Genomic DNA, 18,936 nt, shown 5'->3' with positions numbered 1-18,936 from the left:
TTTCCTTCATGTTACAGTTTTTGCTACTTTTAGATTTAGAGATTGTAGCATATCTAAATCTTTACTCATAACTCGACCGCTTGTTGTAAGATAGTTTCCTATTACAATTGAGTTAGCACCATATTTGAAAATCTCATTTTGTCTATCACCAAACATTAGTTCTCTTCCGCCGGCAATCATGATTCTATCTGCTTTAGGGATTGTATCTCTTGTTAGTTTTATAAGTGAAAATGCTTCTTCTATATCTAATGAGTTTGGCTCTAATTCTAGAGCTTCATTATGGTGATAAAAGTTTATTGGTACAGAACTTGGATTTAGAGAGTTTAGAGACTCCAGCATAGACACTCTATCTGCATCTGTCTCTCCAAGCCCAAATATACCACCACTTATAAGAACTAAACCAGCTTTATTTACATTTAAGCAAGTCTCATAGCGTTCATCCCAAGGGTGTGTTGTACAAATACGGGGATAAAATTCTCTCGAAGTCTCTAAGTTGTGGTTATATGCTTTGATTCCAGCTTCTTTTAAGACTAGTAATTGCTCCAGAGTCGCTGTTCCATTACATGCTATAAGTCTTAGTTGTGGCACTTGTAAAGTTAAAACTTTTGCAATAGAACATACGAAGTCAAGAGTTTTATCATTGAGACCTTTGTCTGCTGTTACAAGACAAAAACCCAAAGCACCATTATCTCTGGCAGTGACTGCTTCTTTTAAAATAATATCTATGTCTTTTTGTTTATAGCGTTGTATATCTGCTTTGTATCTTACACTTTGTGAACAAAACTTACAGTCTTCGTTGCATGTTCCGCTGTTTATGTTACAGATTGAACATAAAAAAATTTCTTTGTTCATGATTTTATTCTCTCATATGAAAATATTTGATGTTTAAAAGTGTCCTCTTTTCTCTCTTTAGTGTAGTAAGTCACTAATAGTGTCGGTTCAGTTACTTCGAGCATAGCACATTCGGAAATAGATTTATTTCTTGCACAAGACTCACCAGGATTTAAAAATAGAGTACCGTTTTTATAATCACTTTCAAACTCATGTGTATGACCAAATACTACAATATCAGCATCTGGTGCCATATAGTAAGGCATGTGCATAAGTTTAAATTTTGAGTTTGCAAGTTTAAAGTAGTGAGGCTCTTGAACTAAATTATATTTGCCATGATATTGGGCAAGGTGAGCATCGTTGTTTCCATAGACTGCTATGTACCTGACTCCGCAATTTTTAAGGAGGTTTAATATCTCAACTTCTACAATATCTCCAGCATGAATGATAAACTCTGCACCATTTTCTATAAGAAAATTGAGTGCATCTTTTGCCATTTGAACCTTGGTGTGAGTATCTGAAATAATGCCTATCTTCATAACTTACTTCGCTTCTTCGCCTCTTGGGGTCCTAGTTTTACACTTAACACATTCATAAATATCTTTGTTTCTATAAACTCTCTGGGCAAGAACTCCCTTACAATCCTTTTCTTTACATTTAATAGTTGTAGGCTCGAACTTAGATATAAATTTACAATCTGGGTAGTTCCCACATCCCCAAAATGCCCCACGTCTAGAGTTTTTAAGACTTATTTCACCGCCACAATCAGGACAAGGAACTTCACTGACTTTAGTCTCAATATCCATACTTTTAGTATTTTTACAATCAGGGTAACCGCTACATGCTAAAAATTTACCATTTCTACCATTTTTAACGATCATCTCTTTTCCACACTTGTCACAAGCTTCGTCGCTTGTTTCAACTTTCACTTCTATTTTATTACCTTCTTCATCAACTTGTTCTGTGTATTTACACTTTGGAAAACCACTACAAGCTACAAAGTTACCAAAACGACCAGAACGAAGTAGCAACTCATGCTCTCCACATTTTGGACAAGTACGACCTAATGGTTTTGCAAGTTTAAGAGAGATTATTTTCTCTTTACCTTCAGCAACTTGATCCATAAAAGGAAAGTAGAAATCACTTAGAAGTTTTTGCCAGTCATTTTCACCTTCAGAAATCTCATCAAGTTTTTCTTCCATATTTGCAGTAAAAGATATATCTACAATATTTGCAAAGTTTTTCTCCAGCATCTCAGTTACAGTAAATGCTATCTCTGTCGGAATGATTTGTTTTTTCTCAATCGTTACATAAGTACGACCACTGAGAGTTGCAATGGTTGGAGCGTAAGTAGATGGACGACCAACTCCCTCAGACTCCAGTTTTTTAATTAGAGATGCTTCAGAGTAACGAGCAGGTGGTTCTGTAAAGTGTTGCTCCGGATTTATAGTTTGAATCTCAGCTTTTTCACCCTCTTTTAGAGTTGGAAGAAGTTTGTCTTTGTCCTCAGTTCCGGTAACAGCGTAAAAACCGTCAAATATCAGCTTTCTGCCACTTGCTCTATACTCGTTTTCTTCACCCTCAAAAATGATGCTTTGTTGCTCAAACATAGCATCATTCATTTGACAAGCCATAAATCTTTCATAAATCAGACGGTAAAGTTTAATCTCATCCGCTTTTAAAAATGATTGTGCAACTTCTGGAGAGAAGTGAAGCATAGTAGGGCGGATAGCCTCGTGAGCTTCTTGTGCGCCTTTTGCTTTTTTGCCATAAAATTTTGGCTCCTCAGGAAGATATTTTTTACCATATCTGCTTTCAATAATCCCACGAACTGCACCAACAGCTTCTGCAGCCATGTTAAGTGAATCTGTTCTCATATATGTAATAACACCAGATGTACCATCAGGAGTTTTAACACCTTCATAAAGAGCTTGTGCAACCATCATAGTTTTTTTAGGAGTGAAGCCTAATTTGCTAGATGCAGTCTGCTGAAGAGTAGAAGTCATAAACGGTGGAGGAGTAGATGTCTTTCTCTGTTTAGTCTCAATTTTTGAGATAACAAATGTATCAGCACTAACACTTTTAGTGATAGCCTCTGCATCATTTTTGTTTTCAATTGAGAGTTTAGATAGTTTGTCACCCTTATGTGCAATAAGAGTTGCTTCTATATCTGTTTTAAATAGAGTGTCAATTGACCAGTACTCTACAGGAATAAAAGCTTTGATTTCTCTTTCGCGATCAACTACAAGCTTCAGAGTTGAAGATTGAACACGACCTCCAGATAAACCTTTTTGAATTTTGCTCGCGAGCAGTGGCGAGAGTTTATATCCAACAACACGATCTAGCATACGGCGAGCTTGTTGAGCGTTAACCATATTCATATCTATCTTACGAGCAGATTCTAGTGCATGGTTTATGGCAGTTTTAGTAATCTCGTGAAAAACTATACGAGGAAGTTCCTCAGGATCTCTTTTTATAGCGTGAGCAATATGCCAACCAATAGCTTCACCTTCACGATCCTCATCGGTCGCGATATATATAACATCTGCTTTCTTTGCTAAGTCTTTAATCTCTTTAACTGTAGCAGCATTCTCTTTTGCAACACTGTATGCTGGAACAAGTTGGTTGTCCTCATCTACTGTAATTCCAAAACGAGATTTAGGTAAATCACGAATGTGACCTTTAGACGCGATAACTTCATATTCTTTACCTAAAAAGTTTTTAATTGTCTTTGCTTTAGCTGGTGACTCGACGATAATTAAGTTCAAATAGTTTTCCTATATATAGTATAGTATAGTGGTTTTGATTTTGGAAGTGTATCGAAAAAAGATTAAATAGTGAAAACTAGTGTACATTTAAAATTAAATTAAAGTTAAAGTTATTAGTACCGATATAGTACTAATCGGCAAGGACGCTGAGAACTGAATAGAGCAAAAGGCTCTTACCCACAAAAGGATTTATGATGGGCTTTAGAATAAATACAAATATAGGTGCGATGAACGCACACAGAAACGCAACAATGAATAATGTGGGATTAGATAAAAGTCTTAACTCTCTTTCATCAGGTCTTCGTATCAACAAAGCGGCTGATGATTCAGCTGGTCTAGCAATTGCAAACAAACTTTCAGCACAGTCTCAAGGTCTTGGTCAGGCAGTTCGTAACTCAAATGACGGTATTGGCCTTCTTCAAACTGCAGACGGTGCGTTAGAAGAGTATGGACAGATTTTAAAAAGAGTTAGAGTTCTAGCTGTTCAAGCTTCGAATGATACTCAAGATGCTACATCAAGAGGTTATATCTCTCAAGAGGTACAAGCACTTTTAGGTGAAGCAAATGATATTGCTACTACTACAAAATTTAATGGAGTAGGTGTGCTTAACGGTACTGGTGGTGCTGGTGCAGATGGTACATTCATATTTCATACTGGTGCATATACTACTGAGACGCAAAGTACAGTGATTGCATCAGCTACGGTAGCAGAAATTCTTAGTGCTGCAGCTACTACAGTTGCAGTAACTACTCGTGGTGATGCTGAAGCTTCAATCCTTAAAATGGATAATGCAATGCAAAAAATTGATGCAAAACGTGCAACAATAGGTGCGGCTCAGAACAAACTAGAGTCAACAGTTAGAAATATATCTGTAACTCAAGTAAATATTGCAGCAGCAGAGTCTCAAATTAGAGATGTTGACTTTGCAGCAGAATCAGCAAACTTCGCTAAACATAATATTTTAGCTCAGTCTGGATCTTATGCAATGAGTCAAGCTAATGCTGTTCAGCAGAATGTTTTAAGATTATTACAATAGTAAATAGATTTCAGAGTCAAAGGTTTTTCCTTTGGCTTTTTTAGTTTAGTATTTAAAGTTATTCTTTTAAGTGACGATATACTAGACATAAGTTCAGCAAGGAAGCTGAAAGACTATAGAGAGCGAAAGGCTTTCGACCCTAAAAAGGATTTATTATGGGCTTTAGAATAAATACAAACATAGGTGCGATGAACGCACACAGAAACGCTACAATGAACAACATAGGACTTGACAAAAGTCTTAACTCGTTAAGTTCAGGTCTTCGTATCAACAAAGCGGCTGATGATTCAGCTGGTCTAGCGATTGCAAACAAACTTTCAGCACAGTCTCAAGGTCTTGGTCAAGCAGTTCGTAATTCAAATGACGGTATTGGTCTTATCCAAACTGCAGATGGTGCCTTAGAAGAGTATGGAAATATCTTAAAAAGAGTTAGAGTTCTAGCTGTTCAAGCTTCGAATGATACTCAAGATGCAACTTCACGTGGTTATATAGGTCAGGAAGTTACAGCTCTGTTAGCAGAAGCAAATGATATTGCTACTACTACTAAGTTCAATGGTGTAAATCTTTTAGATGGTACAGGTGGTACTACAGGTACTTTTACATTCCATACAGGTGCATATACAACTGAAGTTCAAGCAGTTGCAATTGGCTCAGCACAAACAGCTGTTTTAGTAACAGGTGGTACAGCTGTTAATACAAGAACAGCAGCAGAAGCTACAATATCTAATATGGATACTGCTATTCAAGCAGTCGACGGAAAACGTGCAACACTTGGTGCGGCTCAGAACAAACTAGAGTCAACAGTTAGAAATATATCTGTAACTCAAGTAAATATTGCAGCAGCAGAGTCTCAAATTAGAGATGTTGACTTCGCAGCAGAAAGTGCAAACTTTGCTAAACATAATATTTTAGCTCAGTCTGGATCTTATGCAATGAGTCAAGCTAATGCTGTTCAGCAGAATGTTTTAAGACTTTTACAGTAGTAAATAGTCAATATATTTATATAGTCAAAGGTTTTTCCTTTGGCTTTTTTAGTTTAGTATTTAAAGTTATTCTTTTAAGTGACGATATACTAGACATAAGTTCAGCAAGGAAGCTGAAAGACTATAGAGAGCGAAAGGCTTTCGACCCTAAAAAGGATTTATTATGGGCTTTAGAATAAATACAAACATAGGTGCGATGAACGCACACAGAAACGCTACAATGAACAACATAGGACTTGACAAAAGTCTTAACTCGTTAAGTTCAGGTCTTCGTATCAACAAAGCGGCTGATGATTCAGCTGGTCTAGCGATTGCAAACAAACTTTCAGCACAGTCTCAAGGTCTTGGTCAAGCAGTTCGTAATTCAAATGACGGTATTGGTCTTATCCAAACTGCAGATGGTGCCTTAGAAGAGTATGGAAATATCTTAAAAAGAGTTAGAGTTCTAGCTGTTCAAGCAGCCAATGATACTCAAGATACTACATCTCGTGGGTATATTCAACAAGAGGTTACGGCCTTATTGGCAGAAGCTGATGATATTGCTACTACTACTAAATTTAATGGTGTTAACCTTTTAGATAATACTGGTGGTTCAGTAGCTGGTAGTTTTACATTCCATACTGGTGCATATACAACTGAGGTTCAAACTGTAACAATTGGTGATACACAGATTGCAGTTATGGTAAGTGCTTCAAGTGTAAGTACAAGAGCAGATGCAGAACTTGCGGTAGCAGGTATGGATGTATCTATTGGTAGAATTGATGCAAAACGTGCAACACTTGGTGCGGCTCAGAACAAACTAGAGTCAACAGTTAGAAATATATCTGTAACTCAAGTAAATATTGCAGCAGCAGAGTCTCAAATTAGAGATGTTGACTTCGCAGCAGAATCAGCAAACTTCGCTAAACATAATATTTTAGCTCAGTCTGGATCTTATGCAATGAGTCAAGCTAATGCTGTTCAGCAAAACGTGCTTCGTCTACTTCAGTAGATGAACTAAGAGCGTAAGCTCTGCACGTTTCTTTAGAAGACGTTTTAGTACTTTTTCACTACTAATATCTAAACAATTAAACAAAAAAGGCCAGTAATATTAAAAATATTACTGGCCTTTTTTCGTTAAAGACTAAATGTTTTTTTTATGATGACGATATTACATACGTGGAAACACTCAGCAAGGAAGCTGAAAAACTATAGAGAGCGAAAGGCTTTCAACCCTAAAAAGGATTTATTATGGGCTTTAGAATAAATACAAACATAGGTGCGATGAACGCGCACAGAAACGCTACAATGAACAACATAGGACTTGACAAAAGTCTTAACTCGTTAAGTTCAGGTCTTCGTATCAACAAAGCGGCTGATGATTCAGCTGGTCTAGCAATTGCAAACAAACTTTCGGCACAGTCTCAAGGTCTTGGTCAAGCAGTTCGTAATTCAAATGACGGTATCGGTCTTATCCAAACTGCAGATGGTGCCTTAGAAGAGTATGGAAACATCTTAAAAAGAGTTAGAGTTCTAGCTGTTCAAGCTTCGAATGATACTCAAGATACTACATCTCGTGGGTATATTCAACAAGAGGTTACGGCCTTATTGGCAGAAGCTGATGATATTGCTACTACTACTAAATTTAATGGTACAAAAATTCTTGATGGTACAGGTGGAACTGCTGGTGCATTTACATTCCATACAGGTGCATATACAACAGAGGTTCAAACTGTAACTATTGGTTCAGCTCAAGCTGCGCTGATTGTAAGTGCTTCAAGTGTAAGTACAAGAGCAGATGCAGAACTTGCGGTAGCAGGTATGGATGTATCTATTGGTAGAATTGATGCAAAACGTGCAACACTTGGTGCGGCTCAGAACAAACTAGAGTCAACAGTTAGAAATATATCTGTAACTCAAGTAAATATTGCAGCAGCAGAGTCTCAAATTAGAGATGTTGACTTCGCAGCAGAAAGTGCAAACTTTGCTAAACATAATATTTTAGCTCAGTCTGGATCTTATGCAATGAGTCAAGCTAATGCTGTTCAGCAGAATGTTTTAAGACTTTTACAGTAGTAAATAGTCAATATATTTATATAGTCAAAGGTTTTTCCTTTGGCTTTTTTAGTTTAGTATTTAAAGTTATTCTTTTAAGTGACGATATACTAGACATAAGTTCAGCAAGGAAGCTGAAAAACTATAGAGAGCGAAAGGCTTTCGACCCTAAAAAGGATTTATTATGGGCTTTAGAATAAATACAAACATAGGTGCGATGAACGCACACAGAAACGCTACAATGAACAACATAGGACTTGACAAAAGTCTTAACTCGTTAAGTTCAGGTCTTCGTATCAACAAAGCGGCTGATGATTCAGCTGGTCTAGCGATTGCAAACAAACTTTCAGCACAGTCTCAAGGTCTTGGTCAAGCAGTTCGTAATTCAAATGACGGTATTGGTCTTATCCAAACTGCAGATGGTGCCTTAGAAGAGTATGGAAACATCTTAAAAAGAGTTAGAGTTCTAGCTGTTCAAGCTTCGAATGATACTCAAGATGCAACTTCACGTGGTTATATTTCTCAAGAAGTACAAGCACTTTTAGGTGAAGCACAAGATATTGCAACTACTACTAAATTTAATGGTGTAAAACTTTTAGATAATACTGGTGGTTCAGTAGCAGGTAGTTTTACATTCCATACAGGTGCATATACTACTGAAGTTCAAACAGTAACTATTGGTAATGCTGAAGTATCAGCTACAGTAGCTGGTGGTGCTGCTGCCGTATTAGTAACAACTCGTGGAGATGCTGAAGCTTCTATCCTTCTTATGGATAATGGTATTAAAGCAGTCGACGGAAAACGTGCAACACTTGGTGCGGCTCAGAACAAACTAGAGTCAACAGTTAGAAATATATCTGTAACTCAAGTAAATATTGCAGCAGCAGAGTCTCAAATTAGAGATGTTGACTTCGCAGCAGAAAGTGCAAACTTTGCTAAACATAATATTTTAGCTCAGTCTGGATCTTATGCGATGAGTCAAGCTAATGCTGTTCAGCAGAATGTTTTAAGACTTTTACAGTAGTAAATAGTCAATATATTTATATAGTCAAAGGTTTTTCCTTTGGCTTTTTTAGTTTAGTATTTAAAGTTATTCTTTTAAGTGACGATATACTAGACATAAGTTCAGCAAGGAAGCTGAAAAACTATAGAGAGCGAAAGGCTTTCGACCCTAAAAAGGATTTATTATGGGCTTTAGAATAAATACAAACATAGGTGCGATGAACGCACACAGAAACGCTACAATGAACAACATAGGACTTGACAAAAGTCTTAACTCGTTAAGTTCAGGTCTTCGTATCAACAAAGCGGCTGATGATTCAGCTGGTCTAGCGATTGCAAACAAACTTTCAGCACAGTCTCAAGGTCTTGGTCAGTCAATTAGAAATTCGAATGACGGTATTGGTCTTCTTCAAACTGCAGATGGTGCCTTAGAAGAGTATGGAAATATCTTAAAAAGAGTTAGAGTACTTGCAACTCAAGCAGCCAATGATACTCAAGATGCAACTTCACGTGGTTATATAGGTCAGGAAGTTACAGCTCTGTTAGCAGAAGCAAATGATATTGCTACTACTACTAAGTTCAATGGTGTAAAAATTCTTGATGGTACAGCAGGATCAGGTGCTGCACTTGGTACATTCGTATTCCATACAGGTGCCTATACTACTGAGACTCAAAGTGCTGCTATAGGTACTGCAACAACAGCGGTACTTGTTACAGGTGCTACAGCAGTTGATACTAGAGCAAATGCGGAAATTACTATTGCAAGTATGGATGAATCTATTACAAAAGTTGATGGAAAACGTGCAACAATAGGTGCGGCTCAGAACAAACTAGAGTCAACAGTTAGAAATATATCTGTAACTCAAGTAAATATTGCAGCAGCAGAGTCTCAAATTAGAGATGTTGACTTCGCAGCAGAAAGTGCAAACTTTGCTAAACATAATATTTTAGCTCAGTCTGGATCTTATGCAATGAGTCAAGCTAATGCTGTTCAGCAAAACGTTTTAAGATTGTTACAATAATCAATCTTAATTAACTTCTATACGTCGAAGGAATAATCCTTCGACACCCTCCTATCCACACACACATTAATCACACTAAATTTAACTTGGTATATTCTTTGCTTTGAGTTCTTAAATATCGAAAAAAAGGATTTGTTATGGGTTTTAGAATAAACACAAACATAGGCGCAATGAATGCCCACAGAAACGCTACAATGAACAATGTTGGACTTGATAAAAGTCTTAATGCATTAAGTTCAGGTCTTCGTATTAACAAAGCGGCTGATGATTCAGCTGGTCTAGCAATTGCAAACAAACTTTCTGCACAGTCTCAAGGTCTTGGTCAGGCAATTCGTAACTCAAATGACGGTATCGGTCTTATCCAAACTGCAGATGGTGCTTTAGAAGAGTATGGAAATATCTTAAAAAGAGTTAGTGTACTTGCTGTTCAAGCTGCCAATGATACTCAAGATACTACATCTCGTGGTTATATTCAACAAGAAGTTACAGCATTGATGGAAGAAGCACAAGATATTGCTACTACTACTAAATTTAATGGCGTTAATCTATTAGATGCTACAGGTGGTACTGCAGGTGCATTTACGTTTCATACAGGTGCTTACAGCACTGAGACACAAACTGTAACTATTGGAGATGCTCAGGTTTCTACATTGGTTGGTACAACAGCAGCTACTTTCACAGTATCTACAAGAGCAGATGCTGAGACAACAATCGCTGCAATAGGAACTGCAATCACAAATGTAGATGGAAAACGTGCAACACTTGGTGCGGCTCAAAATAAACTAGAGTCTACAATCAGAAATATTTCTGTAACAGAAGTGAATGTAAAATCAGCGGAGTCTCAGATCAGAGATGTTGACTTTGCAGCAGAATCAGCAACATTTGCAAAACATAATATTTTAGCTCAGTCTGGATCTTATGCGATGAGTCAAGCTAATGCTGTTCAGCAAAATGTATTGAAGTTACTTCAATAATATAAACCAAGCTAATGTTATATAGCAGAGAGTGCTAAAGTTGTTTCAGTAGCTTAAGTTATTTTGATAACAAAAAAAAGGATGTGTCATGGGTTTTAGAATCAACACAAATATTGGTGCAATGAACGCACACAGAAACGCTACAATGAACAATGTAGGACTTGATAAAAGTCTTAACTCTCTTTCATCAGGTCTTCGTATTAACAAAGCGGCCGATGATTCAGCTGGTCTAGCAATTGCAAATAAACTTGCTGCACAGTCACAAGGCCTTGGTCAAGCGATTCGTAACTCAAATGACGGTATCGGTCTTATTCAAACAGCAGATGGTGCTTTAGAAGAGTATGGAAATATCTTAAAAAGAGTTCGTGTCCTTGCAATTCAAGCTTCGAATGATACTCAAGATGCTACATCAAGAGGTTACATATCTCAAGAGGTAGTTGCATTATTGGGAGAAGCTAATGATATTGCTACCACTACTAAGTTCAATGGTGTAAATCTTTTAGATGGGACAGGTGGTACAGCAGGTAGTTTTACGTTTCATACAGGTGCATATTCAACTGAGGTTCAAACAGTTGCTATTGGTTCAGCACAAACAGCAGTCTTAGTAACAGGTGGTACAGCTGTAACTACAAGAACAGCAGCAGAAGGCACTATTTCTAATGTTGACCTTGCCATTGTAGCAGTTGATGGACAGCGTGCAACACTTGGTGCGGCTCAAAATAAACTAGAGTCTACAATCAGAAATATTTCTGTAACAGAAGTGAATGTAAAATCAGCGGAGTCTCAGATCAGAGATGTTGACTTTGCAGCAGAATCAGCAACATTTGCAAAACATAATATTTTAGCTCAGTCTGGATCTTATGCGATGAGTCAAGCTAATGCTGTTCAGCAAAATGTATTGAGATTACTTCAGTAGATGAGTTAAGAGCTTTAGCTCTCTTCTCTTCTAATATTTCTCTTCTAAAAAATCTACTATAGCCTTTTCATATGTATTTACAATTAAGAGTAACTCTTTTTGAATCAGTTTATCTAATTTTTTAATGTGTCTTTTTTCATTTTTTATGCCTTTTGTGTTAAACAGATCCATTACGATGGGTACTATATACTTAAAGTAAGTTTGATAAACATGAGCAAGGTTATGTGTTTCACGCCCATTTTTATCTATGATATCAGATACTATTCCTAAAAGATCATATTGAAAACTATTTGAATTATTATGGCGGACATTTTTTATGTATGACTCAATATCTTTTTTGATAACTCTAGTCTCTTCAAGTCGTTTTTTGAGAGATATGATGTCATCTTCACTTAACTTATTGCTGGAATGACTAAGTAGTGTATTTTGGATAGCGTTGTGAAGATCTGATTTATCTATACTTTCAAATATAGCTGTGTCTACATCTTCAATAGGAGTAGGTATAGCTTGGTTAATTTGTGCTCCGTCATTTAAGTTATATAGATTCTGATCATCTCTTTTTACATTCTTAATCGTTAAGTATAAAGACTGTACTGATAGGTGAAGGATAGAAGTAGTATATACAACATCTCTAAGGTTGCCTTTAACAGGAAACACATTTTTTAAAAGTGACATAGTATCTATTAATAGGTCTTTTTTCTCCATGTCACTCTCTTCATAGAAGACATGGTCATTATCTGCATGTGATGACCCAGTTTCTTGATCTAGTGCTAAGTCAAGACCAAGTAAATATACATTTTGAGAATTAAATATTAGTGATATAACCAGAGAGAATGAGCCGACACAAGGTGTTATTAAAAAACCATGGTTTTCAAAGTATTCTGTATTTTCTTCATACGAAAATACATTTTCTTTTGGAAACATATTACGCAGTTTTTTTAGAGCAAATGGTCCAAGTATAACTGTAGTGTTTTTTAAATATTCTTCTACAGGAACACCGTCATAGTGAGACATAGAATCTTCAAACCCATCAATATGAGTTAGAATATCAGGAACTATATTATGCTCATATAACCTTTTTAAAGTTGCAGATACTGCTATTACAAGAAACTTGGTATGATTTTGTTTTAGCCATTCTATATTTTTTTTAAAAGATGGACCAGCGGTTATAATGAGAACAGGTTTTTTATTAAAGATAGAATCTTCATAATGATTATTCAAGTTTAAAATATTGTATTCATCACTAATCAATTCAAATGGTTTAGTGAATTTTTTTAACTCTGTTTTATATGGAAAGGAAGCAAAAGACTGAGCCATTAGTGCATTTTGAATCTGTTTTATTTTATCATCTGAATGTGCACTAAAGTATGAGTATTTTAAAAAGCGATTATAAAAGAAAGTGTCATGTAAAAACCTTTTCATGGTATTTAGAAAAAGATTTTCATCATCAGCCACACTAAAAAATAGGAAGCTGGTTTCTGCAAGTTTGTAGTACTGAGTTGTAAATAATGAGAGTCTAAAAAGCTCTAAATCATCCTCGATAAACAGATATTCATCAGCATCTATTTTATCATTTATAAGTGGAATATGAAAACCAAGTCCAGTACCGACAAAGATAAATTTTTCTATTCTCTTCATCTCATCATCTCTTTTTGTATTTTCAAGATAGTAAGTCATAAGAGGGTAGATGCCTTCTAATCCACTGTTCATATCATCCAGGTTTTGGAGTTTTTCTTCAGAAAAATTGTATACTGGGAAACCTTCAAAAGTATATGTGTTTTTCTTAAAATCTACAAGTTTAGCTAACTCTTTTGAGAAATCATTACTGTTTCTAGCATATAGAAAATTTGAACTCTTTATAAGTTTTACATCAAAGTAACCGTTTATATATTCTAGATCATATTGTGCTGTATAGTCACCGTTTTCTAAAGCATGATTAAATACATTGATAGTATTAAAAAGAGTTTTTTTCTCCTTTGAAAAATACTCCATATTCTTCTCATAGTTCGAAATAGCCTGGTTCTCTATAGATTCCATATATGTCTCTTTTTTTATTTAGATTATAGCAAAATTAATTGCCCTTGATTTTATTCTCTATTTTATATGTGTAAACTTTAGTTATAAGTGTGAGATTTTGTATTAGCAAGGCATCCATGTGCTTAAGATGTGAGATGAGATTGTTCTCTTCTTTAGCATTTGCTAAGTCAAAGATAAAGCCTAGGATATATTTTAAATATGCATCTATAACACGACTTAACTCATACTTTGATTTTTCTTTTTCATTTGTCAACGTATGAGTTAAATTTATCAGATCTTTAATATATTTTGAAGATGATGTTTTGTCATGGGAGGAGTATTTTGCTAAAGTTGAATAGAGATTAATAGAGTGAGTTAGCTTATTTCTTAAACTATCTAATTCTGAGGCATTTAATGCATTTAGAGGCTCTTTACTGCACAAGTCATATATGTAGCTAGATGCAGCTTCTTTGTTGTACTTAGATACATATTTTAACTCTTGAATAGATACGGCTTTTATATCTACAAATTTTGCACCATTTCCAAGGTTAAATACGTTTTGTTCACTGTTTTTAAATATTTGAGTTGATTGGTTAATACTATCAATGGAAGTTAGCAGTTGAGCTGTTGTTAATACTTCATCCCCAATATTACCCTGAACAGGAAATAGAGTTTCAGCATATGTGAATAAATCTTTTTTTATTCTGTTTTCATCTATATTCATTGTTTGAACATATGAATGAGAATCAATATGAGTCTTTCCGGTTTTTGAGTCAATGGCTAGATCAACCCCTAGTAGATAGATATTTTGTGCATTTAAAAAAAGTAGTATCTGGTAAGATATTGAGCCGACACATGGTGCAGACGGCTTTAATGTTTTTTCTTTATACTTTGTTCCGTTTTCGAAAAAGAATATTTTATCTTTAGGAAGTTTCTCAATGATTTGTGAGGGTACTCTATCTGAGAAGAAGAAAATAGAGTTTTCTAAATGTTTTAGGTACTTAGCGTCTTCATAAAACTTTATAGATGCATTAAAAGCATCTAGATGAACAATAATATCAGCTTTGATATTCTCTTGGATTAAAAATGGAATGGTTGCAGAGACGGCCACTATTATGAAATTTTCTTGATTTTCTTGAAGCCATTTTTTGTTTTTTTGAAGAGAAGGACCAGCTCCAAGAATAAGGAATTTTGTATCTTTTAGTTTTGTGTCATTGAAATTCAAATTCTTATTTAGAAAGTTATAGTCTTTAAACATATAATCAAGAGGCTTTATATATTGATTAAGCAGAGTATTATAATAAAAAAGAAGATGAGACTGTGAAGATACAGCTATGTGAAACTGTTCTACTTTATCATTACTATGACTAAGAATATGAAAGTATTTTATATAGTGATTATAGTAAAACTTAGTATTGAAGAACTTTGTACATGTTAGTGCAAATTCACTATTTTGCTCAAATACTGAAAAAATTAGTGTACTCTCTTTAGCAATATCTGCGTAGTTTAATGTAAAAAGAGATAACCTAAAAAGTTCCAAATCATCTTCTATTATTAGATAGACTTCACTGTGGATTTTTTGATGAATAGATGATATGTGTAAACCAAGACCTACACCAAAGAAAACAAATTTATTTAGTGTTTTTAATAGCTTGTTCTTTATGGATTTCTTTTTATAATAGTCCATAATAGGAGCAAATCCACTCATCTCATGTTCTAGTGGATTCATCGCTTTATACATCTTTAAACTATCTTCATTAAACTCATGTTCATGAAAGCATTTAAATAAGTTTTCCTCAATGTTATAGTTTACACTCTGTGCGGCTATGTCGGCATATTTTGCACTGTTTTGAGTGTAAAGATAACTATTTGTATCTTTTTCAAAAACATCGAAATAGTTGTTTTCGTACACAAGTTCGTACTTTTCTCTATAGTGAGCATTTGCTATAGCACTGTCTAAGGCAGCCAATTTGTCAAAGGTCTCAGGATGATATGATTGTAAATATGAGATATTGTCGTTAAAGTTTTTTGTAATGAACTCATTTATATCATGCATTTTTGACCTTTAAAATAGTCTCTATAGACTCAAAGTCTTCTTTTGTATCAACATCTATACTTTTTTCATCACTCATTACATAGGAGATTGTTTTGTCTGTGAATAATTTTTCGCTCTTTAAAAATTCATCTACTTTAATAATATATATAGCCCCATTGCTCATATATGTTTTTGGCAGGTCTTGTCTTCTGGCAAAAGGATAGTCATTATTTGAGATGCCATCAATATATCCAGAGTCATTTTTTTTAAAAGCTTTTAATATTTTGTTGTCGGTTTCACATACACTAATCAGAGCAGTTGCATCTGAGTTGAAAAATATTTCAAAAGCTTCATCGATATCTTTAGCATCCCTAAGCGGTGAAGTTGGCTGGAGTAGAATAAGATAATCATATTCTTCTGAATCTTCTTTTAGTTTTTTTAATGCATCTAAAACGGCTGATTCACTTGAAGCTGTATCAGTAGCTAAGATATCCGGTCTTTTAATAGTGCTTGAACCATACTTTTTAGATATGGAGAGTATTTCATCGTTATCAGAACTTACGAGTGTTTTAGTGATGTATTTGGAGTTTAGAGCAGCATCTATACTCCATACGATCAGTGGTTTAGAGAGTAAGTCTAAAATATTCTTTTTAGGTAAACCTTTTGAGCCACCACGAGCTGGAATGATGGCTAAGATTTTATTAGTCATCTGTTCCGTCATTGTTAGCAGTATGTCTAAGCTTCCACTCTCCATCAACATTTTTCCAAATATGAGGAGATCTATGTCTATCTACAATTTCCCAAAACTTCTCTTCTGTGATGCTGACGTAGTCTAAAAACTCTTTGAAGTATTTTTTTGGAAATTCAGTATCATATTTTTTTACCAAGTATGCAGCTTCTTCTCTAGTTATCTTATCATTTCTAACCTCTTGAGAAGCGTCATAAGTAGCTCTACCTATTCCAAACTTGATTAGAGTAGTAAAGTAGTGAAAAGTATCTATTTTATCATCAAGAGAGCTGTATTTTGAGTAAGAACCTTCAGTTCTTTCTGTATTTGCTGTGAATCCTGTATTTTCTACCGCATAGTAGTAACACTCTTGCGGATCCCATTGAAGGTAATATCCTAGGTAATGCATCTCTACGCCTGCATCTACAAGAGTATCAAGTTTTGGCGGAATATATGGAGTAAAATCATTGATAGTAAATTCATAGTTATCAATAATCTCTTTCATGCTTACGCCACCAAACTGCATCTCTAGTGGGTCTGTTATTGAGAAAAATTCAGGGTTCATAACAGAGTGAGTATTTTGATCTACTTTATTTCCGTACTCAGCTTGGTTTTCTCCATACATAACAAGCTTAACACCAAATTTTTGAGCCATCATTGGACCGATTATTTTTTGCCCTACTATAAATGGTTGAAAAGGGTGTAGCATATTTTCAAAAGATAGTTTTGTTAGAAGACGATGAAGCTTTCCATTAGGAGTATAGAGCATATTGTCTAATCCGCCTGTATGCATCCACTCTTGCATATTTTTCCAGCCAATATCTGTGTAGAGGTGTGGAGACCATGTTACTGTCAGTGGATTCATTCCATATTTGTATTTCAAAATGTGTGCTGTAAAAGCACTGTCTTTTCCGCCACTTCCGGGAATGATTACATCATATCTGCCATCTGTTCTTCTAAAACGTGAAAGTAACTCTTCTAAGTTTTTTTCTCTCTCACTCCAGTCTACTTGTTTTTCTTTTTCTTCATGGTAGCTACAAGCTGAACAAACATCATTTTCATCAAAGTTAATTACTTCTTTTTTTAGATCTTTTGAGTTTTTAAACTCAACTGTAGAGCTAGGTCTTTGATTTGAGATAATACACTTTTTACAAAACTTAACCTCTTGAGGTAGACCATAAAATGCTTCTAGCTTATTAGCCATTCTTGAACCTTTTTGTTATTTCTATAAAGTTGTTTAATATTTTCAATCCAGCTTTAGCACTTTTTTCCGGATGAAATTGGCATCCGTAAATATTCTCTTTTTTTACACAAGAGCTAAATAGCGCATTTCCATAGCTTGAACTACTTAGAGTGTAAGCATTATTTATACCTACTACAAAAGAGTGTACGAAGTAAAATTCTGAATTTTTGTTTATATCTTGGAGTATCGTACCTTGAGTATCCATCTGATTTTCTAGTGTCTGCCAACCAACATGCGGAAGCTTTTTACAATTACTTAGTTTTACTACACTTCCATCAATCAGTCCTAATCCATCACTTTTTCCAAATTCTTCACTTTCTTTAAAAAGTAGCTGCATACCTAAACAGATGCCAAGCAGTGGTTTATTTGAGTCGGCAAACTCTCTAATAACATCTACAAGATTATCTTTATTTAATATATTCATTGCGTGTGAGAATGCACCGACGCCAGGAAGGATTAGTGCATCAGAGTTTAGTATAGTTGTTCTATCTTTTGAAAGAGTGCATGCAACTCCGAGATGCTCAAAAGCATTTTTCAGACTTCTGATATTTCCAAGACCATAGTCTAGGATAGTTATATTAAGCATCTATTCTTACTTTTATTTTATTGTTTATTAGTGTCTTTTTAATTTCACTGACACTCTCTAGTTTGTAGTGAAGTATAGATGCTATGGCCACAGCATCTATGTCAGAACTTTCACACAGATGAACTATATCTTTAGTACTTCCAGCGCCTCCACTAGAGATTACAGGTATATTTACCAGTTCTGCTACAGCTTTGTTTAGTTCTAAATCAAAACCCTTTTTTGTTCCTTCTTTATCGATGGAAGTAAGCATTATCTCACCTGCACCAAGCTCTTGAACCTCTTTAGCCCAAGCTAGGACATCAACACCTGTCGGCTCTCGACCGTTTTCAATATAAGCTTCCCATTTTCCATCATCAATCTTTTTTGCAACGATTGAAGATATTATACATTGAGATCCAAATTGCTTAGATGCAGTGGTGATAAAACTAGGCTCTCTAATAGCTTGAGTATTTATAGCTACTTTATCCGCTCCTGAATTTAATGCTTCTTGTATGTCTTGAAGATTTCTAAGTCCACCGCCAACTGTGATGGGTATAAAAATATCTTCACACGCTTTTACTATCACATCTTTAAGAGAATTTCTATCATAAAGTGAGGCAACTGCATCCATAAGAACTATCTCATCAATGCCGTCTTCGTAGTATCTGAGTGCCATCTCGTTTGGGTTTCCTACTTTTCGTAATCCCTCTAAATGGATACCTTTAATCGTGTGTTCATTTTTTATATCTATTCTAGCAATAACTCTTATTTTTTTCATTTTTT

The 18,936-nt window shown here is 35.1% G+C and carries 17 protein-coding genes; 8 read left to right on the top strand and 9 right to left on the bottom strand.

Features of this window, described 5'->3' with window-relative positions; genetic code table 11:
* Positions 1 to 6 precede the first annotated feature (6 nt).
* The 3 genes from SMGD1_RS05310 to topA are packed head-to-tail and all read right to left on the bottom strand — an operon-like array spanning position 7 to position 3,599.
* The gene (locus SMGD1_RS05310; protein WP_008336981.1) at positions 7 to 852 is read right to left on the bottom strand and encodes a biotin synthase; all 846 of its coding nucleotides are present in this window, start codon (positions 850 to 852) and stop codon (positions 7 to 9) included.
* Positions 849 to 1,370 carry a YfcE family phosphodiesterase gene (locus SMGD1_RS05305; RefSeq protein WP_008336239.1) on the bottom strand — a complete coding sequence of 174 codons (522 nt, stop codon included), beginning with the start codon at positions 1,368 to 1,370 and terminating at the stop codon, positions 849 to 851. The genes SMGD1_RS05310 and SMGD1_RS05305 overlap by 4 nt, the downstream gene beginning before the upstream one ends.
* Before the next feature lie 3 nt (positions 1,371 to 1,373).
* Complete coding sequence (topA, locus tag SMGD1_RS05300; protein WP_008336353.1) at positions 1,374 to 3,599, bottom strand: type I DNA topoisomerase; 2,226 nt, start codon at positions 3,597 to 3,599, stop codon at positions 1,374 to 1,376.
* A 194-nt stretch (positions 3,600 to 3,793) separates the two neighbouring features.
* On the opposite strand from topA, the gene SMGD1_RS05295 reads away from it, so the two are divergent.
* From SMGD1_RS05295 to SMGD1_RS05260, 8 genes are all read left to right on the top strand, one after another.
* Positions 3,794 to 4,636, top strand: a complete 843-nt coding sequence (locus SMGD1_RS05295; protein ID WP_008335695.1) for a flagellin N-terminal helical domain-containing protein — start codon at positions 3,794 to 3,796, stop codon at positions 4,634 to 4,636.
* A gap of 155 nt (positions 4,637 to 4,791) precedes the next feature.
* Positions 4,792 to 5,619, top strand: a complete 828-nt coding sequence (locus SMGD1_RS05290) for a flagellin N-terminal helical domain-containing protein (protein WP_008335808.1) — start codon at positions 4,792 to 4,794, stop codon at positions 5,617 to 5,619.
* Positions 5,620 to 5,782: 163 nt separating this feature from the next.
* Positions 5,783 to 6,610 carry a flagellin N-terminal helical domain-containing protein gene (locus tag SMGD1_RS05285; RefSeq protein ID WP_008335088.1) on the top strand — a complete coding sequence of 276 codons (828 nt, stop codon included), beginning with the start codon at positions 5,783 to 5,785 and terminating at the stop codon, positions 6,608 to 6,610.
* Positions 6,611 to 6,849: 239 nt separating this feature from the next.
* Entirely contained in the window at positions 6,850 to 7,674 is an 825-nt protein-coding gene (locus tag SMGD1_RS05280; protein ID WP_008335261.1) for a flagellin N-terminal helical domain-containing protein, read from the top strand.
* Positions 7,675 to 7,837: 163 nt separating this feature from the next.
* Entirely contained in the window at positions 7,838 to 8,677 is an 840-nt protein-coding gene (locus SMGD1_RS05275) for a flagellin N-terminal helical domain-containing protein (protein ID WP_008336101.1), read from the top strand.
* A gap of 163 nt (positions 8,678 to 8,840) precedes the next feature.
* On the top strand, positions 8,841 to 9,677 hold the full coding sequence (locus SMGD1_RS05270; protein ID WP_008335895.1) for a flagellin N-terminal helical domain-containing protein: 837 nt from the start codon (positions 8,841 to 8,843) through the stop codon (positions 9,675 to 9,677).
* Positions 9,678 to 9,814: 137 nt separating this feature from the next.
* Positions 9,815 to 10,651, top strand: a complete 837-nt coding sequence (locus SMGD1_RS05265; protein ID WP_008337001.1) for a flagellin N-terminal helical domain-containing protein — start codon at positions 9,815 to 9,817, stop codon at positions 10,649 to 10,651.
* 88 nt (positions 10,652 to 10,739) lie between these two features.
* Positions 10,740 to 11,567: a flagellin N-terminal helical domain-containing protein gene (locus tag SMGD1_RS05260; RefSeq protein WP_008336323.1), complete on the top strand. Its 828-nt coding sequence runs from the start codon at positions 10,740 to 10,742 to the stop codon at positions 11,565 to 11,567.
* A 30-nt stretch (positions 11,568 to 11,597) separates the two neighbouring features.
* Here the strand turns inward: SMGD1_RS05260 and SMGD1_RS05255 are convergent, their stop codons facing one another.
* From SMGD1_RS05255 to hisF, 6 genes are read right to left on the bottom strand one after another with little or no spacing between them, the layout of a single operon-like run.
* Positions 11,598 to 13,604, bottom strand: coding sequence for a motility associated factor glycosyltransferase family protein (locus tag SMGD1_RS05255; protein ID WP_008336662.1), 2,007 nt, complete (start codon positions 13,602 to 13,604; stop codon positions 11,598 to 11,600).
* Positions 13,605 to 13,638: 34 nt separating this feature from the next.
* Positions 13,639 to 15,639 (bottom strand): 6-hydroxymethylpterin diphosphokinase MptE-like protein, encoded by a 2,001-nt coding sequence (locus tag SMGD1_RS05250; protein ID WP_008335425.1) that lies wholly within the window; start codon positions 15,637 to 15,639, stop codon positions 13,639 to 13,641.
* Positions 15,632 to 16,327 (bottom strand): acylneuraminate cytidylyltransferase family protein, encoded by a 696-nt coding sequence (locus SMGD1_RS05245; protein WP_008335671.1) that lies wholly within the window; start codon positions 16,325 to 16,327, stop codon positions 15,632 to 15,634. The genes SMGD1_RS05250 and SMGD1_RS05245 overlap by 8 nt, the downstream gene beginning before the upstream one ends.
* Positions 16,320 to 17,549 (bottom strand): N-acetyl sugar amidotransferase, encoded by a 1,230-nt coding sequence (locus SMGD1_RS05240; RefSeq protein WP_008336841.1) that lies wholly within the window; start codon positions 17,547 to 17,549, stop codon positions 16,320 to 16,322. Before SMGD1_RS05240 ends, SMGD1_RS05245 begins: the two co-directional genes overlap by 8 nt.
* The gene (hisH, locus tag SMGD1_RS05235) at positions 17,542 to 18,174 is read right to left on the bottom strand and encodes an imidazole glycerol phosphate synthase subunit HisH (protein WP_008336014.1); all 633 of its coding nucleotides are present in this window, start codon (positions 18,172 to 18,174) and stop codon (positions 17,542 to 17,544) included. The genes SMGD1_RS05240 and hisH overlap by 8 nt, the downstream gene beginning before the upstream one ends.
* The gene (gene hisF, locus SMGD1_RS05230; RefSeq protein ID WP_008335164.1) at positions 18,167 to 18,931 is read right to left on the bottom strand and encodes an imidazole glycerol phosphate synthase subunit HisF; all 765 of its coding nucleotides are present in this window, start codon (positions 18,929 to 18,931) and stop codon (positions 18,167 to 18,169) included. Before hisF ends, hisH begins: the two co-directional genes overlap by 8 nt.
* Positions 18,932 to 18,936: the final 5 nt, after the last annotated feature.

Source organism: Sulfurimonas gotlandica GD1 (assembly GCF_000242915.1).
Taxonomy (GTDB): Bacteria; Campylobacterota; Campylobacteria; order Campylobacterales; family Sulfurimonadaceae; genus Sulfurimonas; species Sulfurimonas gotlandica.
This window is presented reverse-complemented; position numbering and strand designations above follow the sequence as displayed.

What these genes read in the sequence shown, in the direction of transcription:
- SMGD1_RS05310 (WP_008336981.1), bottom strand. Translation starts at nt 852, where the DNA reads ATGAACAAAGAAATTTTTTTATGTTCAATCTGTAACATAAACAGCGGA.
- SMGD1_RS05305 (WP_008336239.1), bottom strand. Translation starts at nt 1,370, where the DNA reads ATGAAGATAGGCATTATTTCAGATACTCACACCAAGGTTCAAATGGCA.
- SMGD1_RS05295 (WP_008335695.1), top strand. Translation starts at nt 3,794, where the DNA reads ATGGGCTTTAGAATAAATACAAATATAGGTGCGATGAACGCACACAGA.
- SMGD1_RS05290 (WP_008335808.1), top strand. Translation starts at nt 4,792, where the DNA reads ATGGGCTTTAGAATAAATACAAACATAGGTGCGATGAACGCACACAGA.
- SMGD1_RS05285 (WP_008335088.1), top strand. Translation starts at nt 5,783, where the DNA reads ATGGGCTTTAGAATAAATACAAACATAGGTGCGATGAACGCACACAGA.
- SMGD1_RS05280 (WP_008335261.1), top strand. Translation starts at nt 6,850, where the DNA reads ATGGGCTTTAGAATAAATACAAACATAGGTGCGATGAACGCGCACAGA.
- SMGD1_RS05275 (WP_008336101.1), top strand. Translation starts at nt 7,838, where the DNA reads ATGGGCTTTAGAATAAATACAAACATAGGTGCGATGAACGCACACAGA.
- SMGD1_RS05270 (WP_008335895.1), top strand. Translation starts at nt 8,841, where the DNA reads ATGGGCTTTAGAATAAATACAAACATAGGTGCGATGAACGCACACAGA.
- SMGD1_RS05265 (WP_008337001.1), top strand. Translation starts at nt 9,815, where the DNA reads ATGGGTTTTAGAATAAACACAAACATAGGCGCAATGAATGCCCACAGA.
- SMGD1_RS05260 (WP_008336323.1), top strand. Translation starts at nt 10,740, where the DNA reads ATGGGTTTTAGAATCAACACAAATATTGGTGCAATGAACGCACACAGA.
- SMGD1_RS05255 (WP_008336662.1), bottom strand. Translation starts at nt 13,604, where the DNA reads ATGGAATCTATAGAGAACCAGGCTATTTCGAACTATGAGAAGAATATG.
- SMGD1_RS05250 (WP_008335425.1), bottom strand. Translation starts at nt 15,639, where the DNA reads ATGCATGATATAAATGAGTTCATTACAAAAAACTTTAACGACAATATC.
- SMGD1_RS05245 (WP_008335671.1), bottom strand. Translation starts at nt 16,327, where the DNA reads ATGACTAATAAAATCTTAGCCATCATTCCAGCTCGTGGTGGCTCAAAA.
- SMGD1_RS05240 (WP_008336841.1), bottom strand. Translation starts at nt 17,549, where the DNA reads ATGGCTAATAAGCTAGAAGCATTTTATGGTCTACCTCAAGAGGTTAAG.
- hisH (WP_008336014.1), bottom strand. Translation starts at nt 18,174, where the DNA reads ATGCTTAATATAACTATCCTAGACTATGGTCTTGGAAATATCAGAAGT.
- hisF (WP_008335164.1), bottom strand. Translation starts at nt 18,931, where the DNA reads ATGAAAAAAATAAGAGTTATTGCTAGAATAGATATAAAAAATGAACAC.